This window comes from Pseudodesulfovibrio sediminis (assembly GCF_020886695.1).
GTDB classification, from domain to species: Bacteria; Desulfobacterota; Desulfovibrionia; order Desulfovibrionales; family Desulfovibrionaceae; genus Pseudodesulfovibrio; species Pseudodesulfovibrio sediminis.
The window spans coordinates 1,908,445-1,923,967 of the sequence record NZ_AP024485.1 but is presented as its reverse complement, the minus strand read 5'-3'; the positions used below and the strand labels follow the sequence as shown (position 1 = coordinate 1,923,967).

At 55.2% G+C, this 15,523-nt stretch carries 17 protein-coding genes; 7 read left to right on the top strand and 10 right to left on the bottom strand.

What is annotated here, in order from left to right:
• Window positions 1-89: 89 nt before the first annotated feature.
• Complete coding sequence (locus tag SRBAKS_RS09300; RefSeq protein WP_229590596.1) at window positions 90-1,196, top strand: AI-2E family transporter; 1,107 nt, start codon at window positions 90-92, stop codon at window positions 1,194-1,196.
• A gap of 69 nt (window positions 1,197-1,265) precedes the next feature.
• Here the strand turns inward: SRBAKS_RS09300 and SRBAKS_RS09295 are convergent, their stop codons facing one another.
• The 4 genes from SRBAKS_RS09295 to SRBAKS_RS09280 all read right to left on the bottom strand — a co-directional run bounded on the left by SRBAKS_RS09295 (window position 1,266) and on the right by SRBAKS_RS09280 (window position 4,227).
• A complete protein-coding gene (locus SRBAKS_RS09295; RefSeq protein WP_229590595.1) occupies window positions 1,266-2,675 on the bottom strand; it encodes a sensor histidine kinase in 1,410 nt (469 codons plus the stop codon).
• A 225-nt stretch (window positions 2,676-2,900) separates the two neighbouring features.
• Entirely contained in the window at window positions 2,901-3,089 is a 189-nt protein-coding gene (locus tag SRBAKS_RS09290) for a hypothetical protein (protein WP_229590594.1), read from the bottom strand.
• A gap of 282 nt (window positions 3,090-3,371) precedes the next feature.
• Window positions 3,372-3,725, bottom strand: coding sequence for a DVU0772 family protein (locus SRBAKS_RS09285; protein ID WP_229590593.1), 354 nt, complete (start codon window positions 3,723-3,725; stop codon window positions 3,372-3,374).
• A 79-nt stretch (window positions 3,726-3,804) separates the two neighbouring features.
• On the bottom strand, window positions 3,805-4,227 hold the full coding sequence (locus SRBAKS_RS09280) for a hypothetical protein (protein ID WP_229590592.1): 423 nt from the start codon (window positions 4,225-4,227) through the stop codon (window positions 3,805-3,807).
• Between the two features lie 86 nt (window positions 4,228-4,313).
• Here SRBAKS_RS09280 and SRBAKS_RS09275 point away from each other — a divergent pair, with 86 nt between their 5' ends.
• Complete coding sequence (locus tag SRBAKS_RS09275; protein WP_229590591.1) at window positions 4,314-4,799, top strand: CinA family protein; 486 nt, start codon at window positions 4,314-4,316, stop codon at window positions 4,797-4,799.
• An 874-nt stretch (window positions 4,800-5,673) separates the two neighbouring features.
• Here the strand turns inward: SRBAKS_RS09275 and rnhA are convergent.
• From rnhA to SRBAKS_RS09245, 6 genes are all read right to left on the bottom strand, one after another.
• Entirely contained in the window at window positions 5,674-6,159 is a 486-nt protein-coding gene (gene rnhA, locus SRBAKS_RS09270) for a ribonuclease HI (RefSeq protein ID WP_229590590.1), read from the bottom strand.
• Window positions 6,152-6,667 (bottom strand): hypothetical protein, encoded by a 516-nt coding sequence (locus tag SRBAKS_RS09265; RefSeq protein WP_229590589.1) that lies wholly within the window; start codon window positions 6,665-6,667, stop codon window positions 6,152-6,154. Before SRBAKS_RS09265 ends, rnhA begins: the two co-directional genes overlap by 8 nt.
• Before the next feature lie 45 nt (window positions 6,668-6,712).
• The gene (locus tag SRBAKS_RS09260; RefSeq protein ID WP_430708848.1) at window positions 6,713-7,912 is read right to left on the bottom strand and encodes an ABC transporter permease; all 1,200 of its coding nucleotides are present in this window, start codon (window positions 7,910-7,912) and stop codon (window positions 6,713-6,715) included.
• 203 nt (window positions 7,913-8,115) lie between these two features.
• Window positions 8,116-8,823 carry an ABC transporter ATP-binding protein gene (locus SRBAKS_RS09255; RefSeq protein WP_229590587.1) on the bottom strand — a complete coding sequence of 236 codons (708 nt, stop codon included), beginning with the start codon at window positions 8,821-8,823 and terminating at the stop codon, window positions 8,116-8,118.
• A 2-nt stretch (window positions 8,824-8,825) separates the two neighbouring features.
• Window positions 8,826-9,917, bottom strand: a complete 1,092-nt coding sequence (locus SRBAKS_RS09250; protein ID WP_229590586.1) for an efflux RND transporter periplasmic adaptor subunit — start codon at window positions 9,915-9,917, stop codon at window positions 8,826-8,828.
• Window positions 9,914-10,396, bottom strand: coding sequence for a YkgJ family cysteine cluster protein (locus tag SRBAKS_RS09245; RefSeq protein ID WP_229590585.1), 483 nt, complete (start codon window positions 10,394-10,396; stop codon window positions 9,914-9,916). The genes SRBAKS_RS09250 and SRBAKS_RS09245 overlap by 4 nt, the downstream gene beginning before the upstream one ends.
• Window positions 10,397-10,504: 108 nt before the next feature.
• Between SRBAKS_RS09245 and hflK the strand changes: the two genes are divergently transcribed.
• The 5 genes from hflK to SRBAKS_RS09220 all read left to right on the top strand — a co-directional run bounded on the left by hflK (window position 10,505) and on the right by SRBAKS_RS09220 (window position 15,515).
• The gene (hflK, locus tag SRBAKS_RS09240; RefSeq protein WP_229590584.1) at window positions 10,505-11,572 is read left to right on the top strand and encodes an FtsH protease activity modulator HflK; all 1,068 of its coding nucleotides are present in this window, start codon (window positions 10,505-10,507) and stop codon (window positions 11,570-11,572) included.
• A 13-nt stretch (window positions 11,573-11,585) separates the two neighbouring features.
• A complete protein-coding gene (gene hflC / locus SRBAKS_RS09235) occupies window positions 11,586-12,437 on the top strand; it encodes a protease modulator HflC (protein ID WP_229590583.1) in 852 nt (283 codons plus the stop codon).
• 281 nt (window positions 12,438-12,718) lie between these two features.
• Entirely contained in the window at window positions 12,719-13,441 is a 723-nt protein-coding gene (locus SRBAKS_RS09230) for a LexA family transcriptional regulator (protein WP_229590582.1), read from the top strand.
• Window positions 13,442-13,595: 154 nt separating this feature from the next.
• Window positions 13,596-14,480 (top strand): 3-methyl-2-oxobutanoate hydroxymethyltransferase, encoded by an 885-nt coding sequence (gene panB / locus SRBAKS_RS09225; RefSeq protein ID WP_229590581.1) that lies wholly within the window; start codon window positions 13,596-13,598, stop codon window positions 14,478-14,480.
• Window positions 14,481-15,515 (top strand): hypothetical protein, encoded by a 1,035-nt coding sequence (locus SRBAKS_RS09220; protein WP_229590580.1) that lies wholly within the window; start codon window positions 14,481-14,483, stop codon window positions 15,513-15,515.
• The last annotated feature ends 8 nt before the right edge of the window (window positions 15,516-15,523 follow it).

Below are 15,523 nucleotides of genomic sequence, written 5' to 3'. Positions count from 1 at the left end.
TATATCGTTAAAGAGCGTATGAGGAACATTGAATAAATGCAGCCGGACTGGTAGGGAAGGATGACATTTCATCTCCTGCAGGAGGATTCATGTTTACTTCCGACAAGCCGTACACGCTGGACTCCGTGGTCCGCTTGCTCCTTGGGGTCGGGTTCTTTCTCGGCCTTATCTGGCTTCTGGGTTTTCTCTCCAATGTGCTGATACCCTTTGTGGTGGCCCTGCTCGTGGCATATCTGCTCAATCCGCTGACCTGTTTTATCCAGAAATATGTCAAAAGCCGTGGCATTGCAGTCGCCGTGACCCTGATCGGTCTTGTAGCGTTCATCGTGGGGGTGTTCATGGTGATTGTGCCCATGATGGCTACCGAGCTGACCCATATGGGCCGTGTGTTGTCCGAGCTGGTTAACAACGCCGAGTTTGCGACCAAGGTCTCGAAGCATCTGCCGCCGGATGTCTGGCAGTGGCTGCGCAACATCGCCTCCCAGCAGGAAGTACGCGACCTCTTTTCCTCGACAGGAGCGGCTGACGCGGCTCAATCCTTTCTGGACACCATAATCCCCGGCGTCAAAGGGCTGGCCCAGGGGACGGCAAGCTTCCTGGCAGGCTTCCTCGGTCTGGGCATCATCATTCTGTATCTCGTTTTTCTGCTGGCTGACTTCGGCAAGATTAAGGAGAATTGGCAGGAATACCTGCCTGCCGGAATCCGCGACTCCGTGACCGGCTTCCTCGGCGAGTTCGAAAAAACCATGAGTCTCTATTTTCGTGGTCAGATTTCCATCGCGCTCATTGTGGGCGTTCTCATGTCCATAGGCTTTACCCTCATCGACCTTCCTCTGGGCATCGTACTCGGCATGATTATCGGCATACTGAACATCGCCCCTTACCTCGGTGCTGTGGGCATGGTTCCGGCCGTACTGCTGGCGGCTCTGGACTCTCTTGAGGCTGGCGAGTCCGTCTGGATCGGCGTCGGGCTGGTGGTGGCTGTCATGGCTATTGTCCAGACGATTCAGGAGGTCTTTCTCGTACCGAAAATTCAGGGGGAGAGCCTTGGGCTTTCGCCGTGGCTCATCCTGTTGTCCCTGTCTGTCTGGGGCAAACTGCTGGGTTTTCTCGGCCTGCTCATCGCGCTGCCCATGACCTGTCTCTGTCTGTCGTATTATCGACGGATGTTGGCGCAGACAGCGACAGCCGAGTAGTCGGAATTTCCTGCTCGCCATTTTTCGCTATTATCCGTTTTTCGCGAGAACAACCGGTTTCGGAGCGCGCTATCCCGCTATTTCCTGCTCGAACGGCAGGATGAGATAAAACTGGTTGCTGTTTTCCGAGTGCGAATAGCCCACCTGACCGTTGTGGAGTTCCACTACCTGACGAACGAAATACAACCCTCGGCCCGTGCCGGATTCCCGGGCCACGTTGTCGGCGCGAAACCCCGGCTTGAAGACTTCCATGGGATCTTCAAGGTCGAGCGGACGGCCTGTGGATGTGACCCACAAACGGATGCCGGGCTTTTCATTGCCAAAATAATCCTTGATGATCTTCCAGCCATACGAGACGAATTTGCCTCGCCGGCCATCGTCCAGGGTCACGGTTTCAGTGTATTTAAGGGCGTTGGAAAACAGGTTGTCAAAGACCTGGGAAATCAGCCCTCTGTCTATTATCAGGCGGACCATCTGATCCGGTGCACCGCCTAGCGCGAAGTTGATGGTGATCCTGCGTTCCTTGAACCGCTTGTGGAATCGTTCCACCAGCGGTTCCATGATCGCCGTACGCAGGTTGACCTCCCGCTTGTCCAGGACATACCGCCCTTCCTCGAAGTGACGCCGACGGAGCAGCGTCTCCAGAAACATGGATGTGGATTCGTAATGGCTGTAAATTTCCTGATACTGCGTCTCGATGGATGACGCTATCCGGGCCAGCTTGTTCCCCTCGGTCACGCTTTCCTTCTGCGAGCTTTGATTCAGGATGCTGAGCACGCTGGCCGTGGATTGATGGAGCTGCTCAATCTGTCTCTTCAACCTAATGAAATAGAGCTTGAAGTACATGTTCGGCACGATGACGTTATGGCCGATATCCTGCACCATGGATTTGATGAAAGCGATGTGCTCACGGTTCCGCGCACCGACCATGCGGTGATGCAGTTGGAAACCCACGCGATTGACATACTTTTCCAAAAACAGGCGCGCATGTCCCTCAAGGTTGTTGCAGGGATGCAGGACGAAGTTGCCAATGATGTTGTGCGGCGGTCGGAAGGGGAGCTTGTCGTTGTATTCCGGGTTGCCCTGAATGGGGATGAACATCTGGTTGTCCGAGATGACCAGCTTGTCGGTAAACTGGTCATCCCAGGTCCGTGTGACCGATTTGTCGCAATGGCCGGTCGTACATCCGGCCAGGGAAAAGGTGTCATCATCTTCCAGAATGTAGATGGAGGATTCAAGTCTGAGCAGGGCGCGTGGTATGGCCATGCAGACGGCATAGAACATCTCCCGATCCCGCAGTTCCTGAGCCAGCTCAAAGAAGATATTCAGTGCGCGGATTTGGCGCATGGAAAAATTGTAGCCGTCGTAATCAAGGAGTTTAGCCTCTATGCGACTGACAACATAGTCTATTCGTTCGTCATCATTCAGATCCAGGTGATCCAGATCGTCGACTTCGTTCGGGAAATGTGCTTCGCTCATGGCTACCCTTTACGTCCCTGTGAGACCGATAATTGGATAAACCATACCCTCGCCCATGGTTCATGACAAGTAGTGCGCAAAGAAAAGGTGCAGCTTGTTACACAAATCAAAGTAAAAGGGCCGCTTTCGCGGCCCTTTTAGAGGGGTTAGAGGTCTGCATTCGAGGAGGGGGTTTCTAGGTTGAAAACGGTGTTTCAAGAGAGGTATGGTCTATGCTTAAGGCCCTTATCTGGTCCGTTTCTTCCTGAGCAATATGGGGGTTTGCGCTCTGGAGAATACCGGAACCGGGGCCATTATGCCGAATTCTTCACCGTCTACCCGGACGCCGGGGGCGACGTCCGGGACGGTGAGGAGGGAGCGTCGCAACAACGCGACGCCCAGGATGATGAGAGTGACAGTGACAACATCAATCATGGTCTGCATAAAGCATAGAGCGTGCCAAACATCTAATCCTGTTATTTCAATATGTTGAAATTTTGTTGAACCTGCAACCGATGTGCAATGTGTCGTCAATTGCACAAGTGATGTGTCTTTGTTTGCACTTATTTTATTCCTGTCCATTCTTTGCACACCCCACAAAAAAAGGCCGCTTCATTTGAAGCGGCCTTTTCGTATTTTTCTATGTTTTGACGAGAAAGATCGAACCCTCAACCGGAATGACAAGGGAGAACGCGCCGTTCCTGGCGTAACACCGAGTTAGGCGTCCAGTTCCTTCATGAGCCATTCCTTGATGGACGGCGTCAGTTCAAGGATGCCCTTGATCCCCTTGATGTCGTCGAGCAGTTCTTTTGCCAGGGCGTCCGGCACCTTTTTGGCGCACAGGATGGTGGACCCGTAGTTGTCCATCTTCATCAGAACCACCCTGGGTTCTTCCCAGGTGTCGATGGCGAAATAGATGGAATACTCGCCGCTGGTGGTTACCGGTGAGCGCATGGCATCGCGGTAGTTGTTGTTGCCCCATTCAAGATACAATGTAACGGCATCTTCGTGAATCATGTCCCAGTTGACTTCATTCAGCCATTGCTTGCAGGAATTGCTGTCGTCGCTCATATGGTTTCCTCCGAAAGTTGTTTACTATGAATAAATAAGTATCATCAACGAGTGTGTCCATCCATGATTTTACGTTTGCTCATGGCTCCACGCCGCTGTCCCTGTTCTCCACCACCACACGGGCCAGAGCCAGGAATCCGATGAGCAGCCCAATGGTCCCTATCTCACGCACCACCAATGCCCAGACGGTTACGGCGAGCAAGGCCAGCGTAACGCAGCATTTGAAGATCTTGCCGAATGTCCATGGAGTGGCAACCCAGTTCTTTTCCCACTGGATGCCGCCGGATACGAACCGAAACCAGAGGTTCTCCGATGGTTCCGGCATGTGCAATTCATAAAAACCGGCTCCGAACAGGATCATGGACGCCGCGAGCAGAAGATAGCTGTGTGCGGCAAGGGTCAGCCCCAGCAACATGATCCCCGCGAATTGCAGGGTCCAGTTCCACGGCTGGCGATGCCGTTTCAAGGCCAGATCAAAAAGCTCGGATGGGGATGTGACCATGGATTCTCCTACGGACACAGTACAAACGTCTTTATGGTTATTGCAACCCATTAAGGTATTTTGTAGAAGAGCAGTCGGAGGAATACATGGACACCTATCTTATTTCACGGGCCGTAGCCGAACTTGGTGAATGCCTGAGCGTGGAAGAAAACATGCTGGCAACCGCTGAATCCTGCACCGGCGGGTTGCTCTCAAGCATTCTCACGGACTGCCCCGGCAGCTCTCAATGGTACGCAGGCTCGGTCGTAGCCTATGCCTACGAGGTCAAAAGCAAACTGCTTGGCGTGGATCCTATGGTTCTGGAAAAGCATGGCGCGGTTTCCGAACCAGTTGTCAAGGCGATGGCTGAGGGCGTGATCAAGGCTATCGGCGCAAACGTGTCCGTGGCTATCTCCGGCATAGCCGGCCCTGGGGGCGGCACGCCTGAAAAACCTGTGGGCACAGTCTGGATGGCCTGGACCTGGCCTGGTGGTACTCGTGCAAAAAGTTATAGCTTCGAAGGCACACGTCAGGAAATCAAGGAACAATCCGTCATGGCAGCGATCAACGGGTTGCTTTCGGTGGTTCGTTAATTTTTTATGGCAAGCGGCAGTCTGCATTACAATGCAGGCTGCCGCGGCAATGGCAAATGATAGGTAATTGTTGTTTGCCAAAAGTACTTGTGGGACGGTCTATTCTGGTATTGCGGGATAGATGCGTTTTGTTTTGTGGTTTTGCGCGCTACGCGGTGAAAGTCCAATCCAAATTTATTAAATTGTTTTCGCCTTTACGGCGACCTGCTTTTTGCGAAGCGGCAAAAAGGAGGCAAAAAACGCTTTTTTGTCTGTGATCGAAGAAGCGAACCCAAGAGCCTGTAGGCGACTGCACTGCCCGACAGATTGTCTGCGATGCAGACTCGGTCGGGCTGCGTTGCGTCGCCCGAAACAGGCTCTAAGGTCCGCTTCCGATTGCCCGTCGTTGAAGAGGGTGCACTTTTGGTGTGTGAGATGTGGATTTGAGGTTGTCGGTAACTTGTTGGGCCGCCTCTGATGCCGAATGCAATAGCGCGCGATCCGCCCTAGCTTAGCCCTGTTTGCAAGGCTTAGAAGCTGACAACGAAAGGACGGCGGCTCCGGTAAGGCAATACGAATGCACTCACTCACCCCAGTGGGGAACGGAGAGGTATTCCCATTACTTTTCCCAGCATGGAGCCGTCCCGAGTTGATCAGCTTCTTGCCGTCAAACCGTGGGCGGGAAAACTAGCGTAAGGAGCTTTTTGCGTCTCTTTTTGCTCCCCAAAAAGAGACCGCCGCCCGCGAAGGGCATGGAACAATTTGGGTGCGGCACGCACCCAAGAGTGCCTCTCGCGCCGAAGGTGCGCTTCCTTCAATAGAAACAAAAAAAGCCGCCCCTTGGGCGGCCTTCCGTATCTTCTTATAAGGCGTGCTGCTCGAAGCGCCCCTCTCCTTACTCCATGCCTTTGTCTTCGAGAAGGCCACTGCCGCTGGCAGCATCTCTCGCCAGATCGTCCACCCGTTCGTTGAACATGTGGCCGCTGTGGCCTTTCACCCAGTTGAAGGTGACGTCGTGCTCTTCGATGAGCGGCATGAGTTTGCGCCAGAGATCCTGGTTCTTGACCGGTTTTTTGGCAGCGGTTTTCCAGCCGTTTTTCTGCCAGTTCTTGAGCCATCCCTGTGTAATGGCCTGCTGCACATACTTGGAATCGGTCCACAGCGACACGGCGCAGGGCCGTTTCAAGGCGCCCAGACCGACAATCACGGCCAGAAGTTCCATGCGGTTATTGGTTGTTCGTTTGTATCCTTGAGAGAATTCCTTGTAATTCTTGGCGGTTTCGCCTTTGTATTCTCCAAAAATCAGGACCGCACCGTAGCCTCCGGGACCGGGGTTACCCAGGCAGGAGCCATCGGTGTACATGGTGACGCGCTCACTCACTGGCGCTCTCTCCTTGTTGTAGTTCTTCAAATTTGCTGGTGATTTCCATCAGGACTTCGTGAATAGCCATGGGCCAGGTGTCGTCCCTGAAGGAGGGGAGCAGGATGGTGGTCTTCAGCATGTCGATGAATTCGGTGCCAAAGGCCGTGCGCATGAGCGGCGGGAATCTGAGTTCCACCTCGTTGATGGAGGGGGCAAATCCTATGTAAATGGTCTTGGAATCCAGGTCCGGCACCACGAAATCGCCGACGTAGACCTGTATTTGACAATCCATGCCGTATTTGTCCCTGAATGTTCTGGTAATTGAGGCGATGAAGCTCTTCTGTTCCTTGTCCAGTGTGCCGGTCTCGTCATAGACCGCGCTCTGCTGGTTGAGAACCTCGACCACATGTTTGTTGTTTTCGGTAAAGGCCCAGATCACGGCACCGAACACCAATATCAGTGCCAGGGTGCGGAGTACTTTTTCCTTGGGCGAGTTGCCATGTACCTTCGGGATTGTGATGCGCATGTCGAATTAGTAGCGTGCCAATGGTTTTCGTGCAAGCCCGGAAGGTTAGCCGTCGCCCCGTAGTGCCTGGATGGGGTCGAGGTCCGCAGCCTGTTTGGCGGGTTTGAGGCCAAAGATCAGACCGATGGCCTGCGAACCGGCCAGTGACATGAAAAATGCCTTCCATGAGAATTGGATGGTCAGGATATCCAGTCGTGAGAGGAACTGCCCAAGCCCCAGTCCGAGGAAGAGCCCGAGCACGCCGCCCAGCGCAGTCAGGGCGCAGGCTTCGACGAGAAATTGGCCCATGATTGCCGATTTGCGTGCGCCCATGGCCTTTTTCAAGCCGATTTCTTCGGCTCGCTCCGACACGGAAATGGAAAAAAGATTGGCCAGCACGAACCCGCCCACCAGCATGGAGATGCCTGCGGTCACGCCCAGAAAGATGGTCAGGCCGCCTTTGAACATGGCCAGGAACTTGAGCACTTCATCAGCGGTGAGAATGGAGAAATCGTCGTCTGCCTCAGGCGGCAGGTTGTGCATGTGCCGCAAAAGGGAGCGCAGGTTCTCGGTGTGGGCGTCCATGTAGTCCACTTCAAGGAATTTCACACGCAGGGCACGGAAATATTTGCGATCCATGTTGTAGCGCTGCACCAGCGTGGAGAGCGGGATGATGATGCGGTTGTCGATGTCCCCGCCACCTCCGCCGGTGAATCCGCGCAGGGTCAGTCTGCCCACCACCTGAAATGGGATGCCGGAAATGTAAACGACTTTGCCCACGGGCGACTCTTCACCGAACAGTTCTTCGGCGGGCTTGTCGCCGAGAAGGGCGACCTTGGCTCCTATCTGATCGTCTTCGGCAGAGATGTCCCGCCCCTCGGCCAGAGGCCAGTTCCAGGCCGAAGCATAGTCTGCGGTCGCTCCGATGATGGCCACATCCTGGGCATTTTTGTTGCCAACCTTGACGGTCTGTCCTGATTTCATGCGCATGGGGATGACCTGATAAGCGCCCGGCAGCGAGTCCTTGATGCGTCGGGCATCCTCTCGGCTCAGGGTCAGGGTGCGCATGCCCACTGCACGTTTCTTGAAATTGCCGCCGAACACCAGGGCGGCGTCCGGTCCGAAAAATTCAACGATCTCCATTGCTTTTCTGTTGGCCCCGTCAACGGCCGTGATGATAAGCGTCAGACTGGCGATGCCGAAGGCCACACCGAGCACCACGAACAGCGTACGCAACTTGAAGGCCCAGACAGCCTCAAATCCCATACTTATTATGCGTGGTATCAATCGGAACATTGTGTGTGCCCCCAGCCCCCCATTTCATCCTTTTCCTCAACAGTGTCTCGCGCTTCGCGGGTGTGGTTCATGAGGGGGCGGTATGGTTTATCTACTTGTAAGCGTGTTGACCGCTGTCTCCTCCCGCGTAACGGCACCAAGAGGTTCTTGGGCCGCCGGAGGCGTGCTTCCTTTTACCGTATGGTATCTTCGACAATCTTTCCGTCGTGCAGTTTGATGATACGTCCGGCTTCACGAGCCACCTGTTCGTCGTGGGTGACGAGTACGATGGTGGTGCCGGAATCGTGCACGGTGTGAAACAGTTTCATTATTTCGGTGGACGTCGTGGAGTCGAGCTGGCCGGTCGGTTCATCGGCCAGGATGATCTTTGGCTCGTTGAGCAGGGCACGGGCCATGGCCACGCGCTGCTGCTGACCGCCGGATAATCGCGAGGGTTTGAAATGCATGCGGTCGGACAGCCCGACCTGCTCCATGAGGTGTTCGGCCCTGCTGACAAGTTCATTGCGTGGTTTGCCGGAATACAGCCCGGGCAGGATGACGTTCTCCAGAGCGGTCGCGTAGGGGATCAGATAAAATGACTGGAACACGAACCCGAGGGAGAGGTTGCGCAGGTCGGACTGGTGGTCGTCATCAAGGGTGGATGCGTCCTGGCCGAGCAGTCTGTATGTGCCGGTCGAGGGACGATCAAGAAGGCCGATGATGTGCAGCAGGGTGGACTTGCCTGACCCGGACGTGCCTTGCAGGGCAATGAATTCTCCCTGGGCCGCATCGAGTGTGATGCCTTTGAGCACTTTGATGCCTGCGTCGGCGTCACCGTCTCTTTCCGCCTGTTGCAGGAATGTTCGGGTGATATCGGTCATGGAGATGGCTGGTTCGGTCATGCTTAGATTCCCTTCTTGCCGACCTTGGCGCCGGGGAGAACCAGCTGCGTGGCCACGGTGTCGCCCTCGGACAACCCTTCGAGCACTTCGGACGATTCAAGTCCGACGAGTCCGAGTGTGGGCAGCACTTCGGTCGGCTCGACTTTGGGATCGGGACCGACGACGAAACAGACCTGTCGGTCCCTGACCCATTTCAGGGCGGTGTTGGGAACGGTCAGGACATCGTCTTTGGTTTCGACGATGATTTTGCACTGTGTGGTCATTTCAGGCCGCAGATATTCCGATTGATCCTCGGTCACTTTAACCAGAGTGCGGTAGTAGACGATGTTGTCACGGATCTCCGGCTCGGGGTAGATGCGGGCCACCACGCCTTCAAAGATTCTGTCGCGGTAGGCGTCAACCGTATAGCGCACCGGCAGTCCCTCCTGCACGCGGCCCACATCGGTTTCGTCTATGTATATCCACATTTCGAGCTTGGTGGGGTCCAGCACCGTGATGAGGTTGGACACGGACAGGCCGGAGACGATGGTTTCGCCTTCCTGAGCCGCCACCTGCGAGACCACGCCGGTAATGGGCGAGTATATCTTGGTGTAGGTGAGTTGGACCTGGAGGGTGCGCATTATCGCCTTGGACGAGGCCACGGCGTGGCGCGCCATGTCCGCATCCTGCATGGCGACATCGAGCGTGTCCTGAGCGGCGAGATGCTTTTGCACCAGTGCGCGCTGGCGCGGCAGATTCTTTTGCATGTACCGGAGCTTGGCCTGTGCCTGATCCAGATTGGCCTGTGCCTCGCTGATGCGGGCGCGGAGTTCCCGTGCGTCGATCTGTGCGATGAGGTCGCCCTTGTTGACGTGGTCGCCCACTTTGACGGGAACGGATTCAAGCACGCCGGTGGCCTGCGCGCCGATCTTGACCTGTGCGCCCACCTGCGCCTTGACGATGCCGGTGGCCTCCAGCACACGGGTCACGGAGCCGCGCTGGATCGTAGTGGTCTTGAGCACTTTGATTTTTCCAGCGGATTGCGTCCCTTTGAAATACCAGATGCCACCACCAGTAATGAGCACCGCGATAAGAATGAATATGAGTTTTTTCATCGTGTCCGTTTCTTGTCCTGTTCGATTTCCTTGCGGAGCACTTGCGAGAATTTTGGTATGCGGCTCCGCCTGTTGCGCATGAGGACATCCCGGAAGGAGATATCCTTGAACGAGTACCCGCACGCGGACTGGAGACAGTCGCCCTGATAGTATAGGGAATCGGACGGGTAATTTCTACATAACTCGGGCCGGTCGTCATAGGAAGAGCAAAGATTGTCCGGGCCAAGTTTTTTGCAGGTGAAGATCATGAAACCATACTCATCGCGTCCGACAGGCGTGAAGCGGGCGTGTTCCGGGTTGGATTTGACCAGCGCCTTGAATTGCCTGTTGGTCCGCAACCATCGCCCCTTGTCCTTGAGCATGATATCCTGACAGCAGTATCCGCACCCTTTGCAGCGGCCTCTGACCTGTACCTTGCTGCGCAGCACGAACGCCCGGAAACGGCGGAATAATCCGGTAAAATATGGGTTGCCGCACATGGCTATCGGCCGCCGGGGTGGCGCATCAGAGCATGAGCGGGGTACGATGATATGATTTTCATCCGACTTTCCTTGACCTGTCCGATCATTGTGCCTACTTAATCCATTATGAATTGGGACTGGGAAAAATTACAAAAGCAGCAACAGGGGCGTCCCGGTGGCAAGCCACCGAGCTTTGATGACTTTCAGGATCAGTTTGACAAGTTCAAAAAGTTCAAACTGCCTGGTTGGAAACTCATCATTCCACTCATTTTCTTACTCTGGATCGCCAGCGGTTTCTACATTGTGGAACCCGACGAAGTGGGCGTGGTCAAGCAGTTCGGACAATTCCTCCGCATCACCACTGCGGGTCCGAATTACCATATTCCGTTTCCGGTGCAAAGCGTTCTCACCCCCAAGGTGACGCAGATCCGGCGTATCGAATTCGGTTTCAGATCAGTCGGAAGAGCGCGTACTCAGAATTTTCAGCAGGGTGCGAGCCGTGAGGTCAAGGAAGAGTCCCTGATGCTCACCGGTGATGAAAACATCTTGTCCGTGCAGTTTATTGTCCAGTATATGATCAAGGATGCCGAGAACTATCTGTTCAATGTCAATGATCCCGAGCAGACCCTGGCCCACGCGGGCGAGGCCGCCATGCGCGAGATCATCGGCAAGGGCAAGATCGACGCGGCATTGACCACTGGCAAGCAGGAGATTCAGGTCGAGACCAGAATACTCATGCAGGAGATTCTGGACAAATACGAGACCGGCCTGTCCGTGGTGGCCGTACAGATGCAGAACGTTCATCCACCGGATGACGTCATAGATGCATTCAAGGATGTCGCCAGCGCCCGGGAGGATAAGTCCCGTTTCATCAACGAGGCCGAAGCCTACCAGCGCGACATTCTGCCCAAGGCTCGTGGAGAGGCGGCCCGCATCGTCAATGCGGCGCAGGCCTACCGTGAAGCCAAGGTCCGCAAGGCCGAGGGTGACGCCGCCCGGTTCCTGTCCGTGCTGGCAGAGTACAACAAGGCCAAGGATATTACCCGCCGTCGTCTCTACATCGAAACCATGGAGCAGATTTTTGCCAATCCCGAAGTGGAGAAGCTGATCATGTCCGACGACGCTCTCAAGAAATCCGTGCCATACCTGCCTTTGGAGAAGCTGCCCAAACGCGCTCCCAAGGCTCAGCAATAAGGCAGGTGATATAATGAAAAAAAGAACCATAGTCCTTCTCATCGCAGTGGTCATCGGACTGTTTGTCCTGGCCTCGGCCGCCTTCACAGTGGATCAGACCCAGAAGGCCATCGTCATCCAACTTGGTCGTCCGGTGGGTAGCAAAGAGCTCGGCCCCGGCCTGCACTTCAAGTTGCCCCTTGTCCAGAATGTCGTTTTCTTTGACGCTCGTATTCTGGACTTTGACGCCAACCCTGAAGAAATTACCACCACTGACAAAAAATACATGGAAGTGGATTCCTATACCAAATGGCGCATTGTGGACCCATTGACCTTCTATACCAAGGTCCGCACCATCCAGGGCGCTCGCGCACGGCTGGACGATATCGTTCGTTCCCAGCTCCGCGTGGCCCTCGGTCGCTACACCCTCATTGAAGTGGTGTCCCACAAACGCAAGGAAATCATGGGGGCCGTGACGACTCGGTCAGCCGAGCTGCTCGCGTCCTATGGCATTGAAGTGATCGACGTGCGCATCAAGCGCACGGATCTGCCTGCCGAGAACGAACGTTCCATCTTCGGCCGCATGAAGGCCGAACGTGAACGTCAGGCCAAGCAATACCGGTCGGAAGGGCGTGAAGCCTCGGCCAGGCTCATTGCCACGGCTGACAAGGAGCGGAGCATCATCCTTGCCGATGCGAACAAGCAGGCAGAGATCGTGCGTGGTGAAGGCGACGGCCTGGCCACCAAGATCTACGCTGACGCCCTGGGCCAATCTCCCGAGTTCTACGCCTTTACCAGAAGCCTGGAAGCATACCGAAAGGGGTTTGATGCGAACTCCCGTTTCATCCTGACTCCTAAGAGTCCGTTCCTGGATTATATGCAGTAGCCTTCACTTGTGCATTTGAACACCTGTCGGGTGCGGTCATTCTAGTTGACTGCACCCGTTTCTTTTGGGACAAGATCGGAACTCCAAAAAACTTGACAAGAGCGGGAGATTTTCCCAAGTTCAACGGGAGTTTTTCCTAAGCGCAATAAATACAGCGGTCATACGTGTGTTTGCAGACGGGAAAATTACTTAGAAGAGTCTACAAAGTCTAAACTATTGATTTGTGTATCTGAGGTTGATACACCATGTCGATATCTGTCATATTGTGATAAGGAGCTTATATGCCCAAGAAGAAAAGACGGTGTGATGAAGCGCAGCTTAAGTGGTTTGAAGAAGCCCTTGAGCGAATCAAAAAAGCGACCGGTGCACGGACTCAGGTCCAGCTTGCAGAAGTACTGGATGTCCGTCAGTCAAGTATTTCAGATGCCAAACGTCGTTGTTCTATCCCTGCAGACTGGTTCCTGAAACTGTACCGCAGCCATGGACTTGACCCAGACTGGTTGTCTGAAGGCGTGGAGCCGGTGTATATTGATGCAGACAAGGGCAAAGTCCCGGCAGATACGCTGCTGCGTGAGACACCCGCCCCCTACGGTCGCATGAATTCCCGCGGTCGTGTCATGCCTGTGTCCACCATGGCAGGCGCCGACAAGGAAGCCGATACATGGGAAGCCAAGTCCATTGAAGAGCTTTCCGTGCCGGAGTCCTTTTGCCGCCCCAAGCTGTTGGTGGTGAAAGCCGATTCCTCCAGCATGGAGCCGGTTATTGCACGCGGTGCCTTTGTCGGTATTGATCGGGATCAGAAAGAGCATCCTGACGGCGATTTGTGTGCGGTCTATTTCCCGCATCAGGGTTTGACCATCCGTCGGGTCTATCATCAGGGAGAAACCTTCCTGCTGAAAGCTGACAACGACAAATATTCCGACCTTGAGGTCAAGGCTTCCGAGATGGATTCCCGCACGATCGGTCGGGTTATCTGGGTGCTGCAGAACCTTACTGTCATGTAGTTGCATTACAAGTACATCCCAAAAGGGCGATCGGAGTGACTCCGGTCGCCCTTTTTTCGTGGAGGCGTGTCTCCGGTTCATTCCTTTTACCAGAGGTGTATTCCTCTTCTGACTCTCCTTGACTCGGACCGTTTGCAGTCATACTCTCCCGGCCATGAGCACTACAGACAAGACTTCCAAGAAAAAGACCGTGACCGTGACCGCACCCACCATTCAGGCAATGAAGGGCGGCGAGAAAATCTGCTGCATGACTGCCTATGACTATTCGTCAGGGATGATCGCTGACAAAGCCGGTGTCGATCTGGTTCTGGTGGGCGATTCTCTGGCCATGGTCGTGTTGGGGCATGAGGATACCCTGTCCGTGACCGTGGACGAGATGGTCCATCATACACGGGCCACCAGTCGGGGCGTGAAGCGGGCACTGGTTGTCGCGGACTTGCCGTTCATGTCCTTTGCCACTGTGGAGCTGGCCCTGAAAAACAGTGGCCGACTCATCGCCGAAGGCCATGCCAAGGCGGTCAAACTGGAGGGCGGCGTGCCTGTGGCGCCACAGATCAAGGCCATGACGGATGCGGGCATTCCCGTGATGGCGCATGTGGGGCTCACCCCCCAGCATGTGGCCCGGTTTGGCGGATTCAAGGCCCAGGGAAAGTCTGCCGAGGCCACCCGCGCGCTCATTGAGGACGCGCAGGCCGTGGAAGCGGCGGGCGCATTTTGCGTTGTGCTTGAAGCTATCCCGGTGGAATCCGCCCAGCTCATTACCGAGTCGGTGAGCATCCCGACCATCGGTATCGGCGCTGGCAATGTCACTGACGGCCAGGTGCTCGTGTATCATGACGTGCTCGGCATGTTCGATCGGTTTACGCCCAAGTTCGTGCGCCGTTTCGCGGAACTGGGCGAAGAGGCCGTGACCGCCCTTGAGCGGTATTGCGATGATGTACGGCGTACCACGTTCCCTGGCGACAAGAACACCTTCTACATGCCTGATGATCAGTTGGCTCAGGTCCGCAAGATCAAGGTCAAGGCAAAGAAAAAATAGATGGAATTCGATTTCTCCTGGCCCGTTCTCTGGAGCGGGCTTTTTTGGCCGCTTATCCGGCTGACCTTTTTCATCTCGGTCGGGTTGCTCGTCGGCATTCTCATCGAGTCCCTCCACTGGACGCGCTATGCCGCCAAGCTGGCTGCTCCGCTGGCCCGTCGCGCCCGGTTGCAGGATGTGTCCGGGGCCAGCTTTACCATGGCCTTTTTCTCGGGGGTGTCGGCAAACACCATGCTTGCCGAGGCGCATGAATCGGGCAGGATCTCGGACAGGGAACTGATCCTCTCCAACCTGTTCAACTCGTTGCCCACATATTTTCTGCACTTGCCGACGATTTTCTTCATAGCCTGGCCGTTTGTCGGCAGTGCTGCCGGAGTGTACGTCGGGCTGACGGCTTTTGCTTCCATCCTGCGTACAATGGTTATCGTCTTTTCGGGCAAGTTTCTGCTGCCGCCCCGCCCTGACGGGTGCCTGCCCTGCGAGCTGGAGGAAATGGAGAAGAAGCGGGACCGATCTTCAGTGTTGAAAAAGGCCTGGAAGCGATTTGCCAAGCGCCTGCCCAAGGTGTTGTATCTGACCTGTCCCATTTACACCCTGTTCTTTTTTCTTAAGCAGGCCGGAGCCTTTATGTGGTTGCAGGAATATATGGCAGGGTCGGTTTCATTCTTTTCCTTTCTGCCGCCCGAGGCCCTCGGTATCGTGGCGTTCCACATGGCATCGGAATTCACCGCCGGGCTGGCCGCAGCCGGTGCCATGTTGACGGATACCAGCCTGACCGAAACACAGGTGGTGCTCGCGCTTATGCTCGGCAATGTCCTGTCGTCGCCCATGCGCGCATTTCGGCATCAGTTCCCCTACTATGCAGGCATTTTCAAGGCGCGCATGGCGTTCAAGCTGATCCTGTATAATCAGGTGACGCGCAGCCTCTCCATCGCCCTGGTGGGCGTGGTCTATGCCGTGACTGCCGACCGCCTCATTGAATTGTCCAATGCGTTGATGTCTGCTATTCAACGCGGATTCGCACTGCTGTTGTAGGAGCCTTT

What these genes read in the sequence shown, in the direction of transcription:
- SRBAKS_RS09285 (WP_229590593.1), bottom strand. Translation starts at nt 3,725, where the DNA reads ATGAGCGACGACAGCAATTCCTGCAAGCAATGGCTGAATGAAGTCAAC.
- SRBAKS_RS09255 (WP_229590587.1), bottom strand. Translation starts at nt 8,823, where the DNA reads ATGACCGAACCAGCCATCTCCATGACCGATATCACCCGAACATTCCTG.
- SRBAKS_RS09300 (WP_229590596.1), top strand. Translation starts at nt 90, where the DNA reads ATGTTTACTTCCGACAAGCCGTACACGCTGGACTCCGTGGTCCGCTTG.
- SRBAKS_RS09230 (WP_229590582.1), top strand. Translation starts at nt 12,719, where the DNA reads ATGCCCAAGAAGAAAAGACGGTGTGATGAAGCGCAGCTTAAGTGGTTT.
- SRBAKS_RS09245 (WP_229590585.1), bottom strand. Translation starts at nt 10,396, where the DNA reads ATGTGCGGCAACCCATATTTTACCGGATTATTCCGCCGTTTCCGGGCG.
- hflC (WP_229590583.1), top strand. Translation starts at nt 11,586, where the DNA reads ATGAAAAAAAGAACCATAGTCCTTCTCATCGCAGTGGTCATCGGACTG.
- SRBAKS_RS09295 (WP_229590595.1), bottom strand. Translation starts at nt 2,675, where the DNA reads ATGAGCGAAGCACATTTCCCGAACGAAGTCGACGATCTGGATCACCTG.
- SRBAKS_RS09290 (WP_229590594.1), bottom strand. Translation starts at nt 3,089, where the DNA reads ATGATTGATGTTGTCACTGTCACTCTCATCATCCTGGGCGTCGCGTTG.
- SRBAKS_RS09280 (WP_229590592.1), bottom strand. Translation starts at nt 4,227, where the DNA reads ATGGTCACATCCCCATCCGAGCTTTTTGATCTGGCCTTGAAACGGCAT.
- SRBAKS_RS09275 (WP_229590591.1), top strand. Translation starts at nt 4,314, where the DNA reads ATGGACACCTATCTTATTTCACGGGCCGTAGCCGAACTTGGTGAATGC.
- hflK (WP_229590584.1), top strand. Translation starts at nt 10,505, where the DNA reads ATGAATTGGGACTGGGAAAAATTACAAAAGCAGCAACAGGGGCGTCCC.
- SRBAKS_RS09250 (WP_229590586.1), bottom strand. Translation starts at nt 9,917, where the DNA reads ATGAAAAAACTCATATTCATTCTTATCGCGGTGCTCATTACTGGTGGT.
- panB (WP_229590581.1), top strand. Translation starts at nt 13,596, where the DNA reads ATGAGCACTACAGACAAGACTTCCAAGAAAAAGACCGTGACCGTGACC.
- SRBAKS_RS09220 (WP_229590580.1), top strand. Translation starts at nt 14,481, where the DNA reads ATGGAATTCGATTTCTCCTGGCCCGTTCTCTGGAGCGGGCTTTTTTGG.
- SRBAKS_RS09265 (WP_229590589.1), bottom strand. Translation starts at nt 6,667, where the DNA reads ATGCGCATCACAATCCCGAAGGTACATGGCAACTCGCCCAAGGAAAAA.
- SRBAKS_RS09260 (WP_430708848.1), bottom strand. Translation starts at nt 7,912, where the DNA reads ATGGGATTTGAGGCTGTCTGGGCCTTCAAGTTGCGTACGCTGTTCGTG.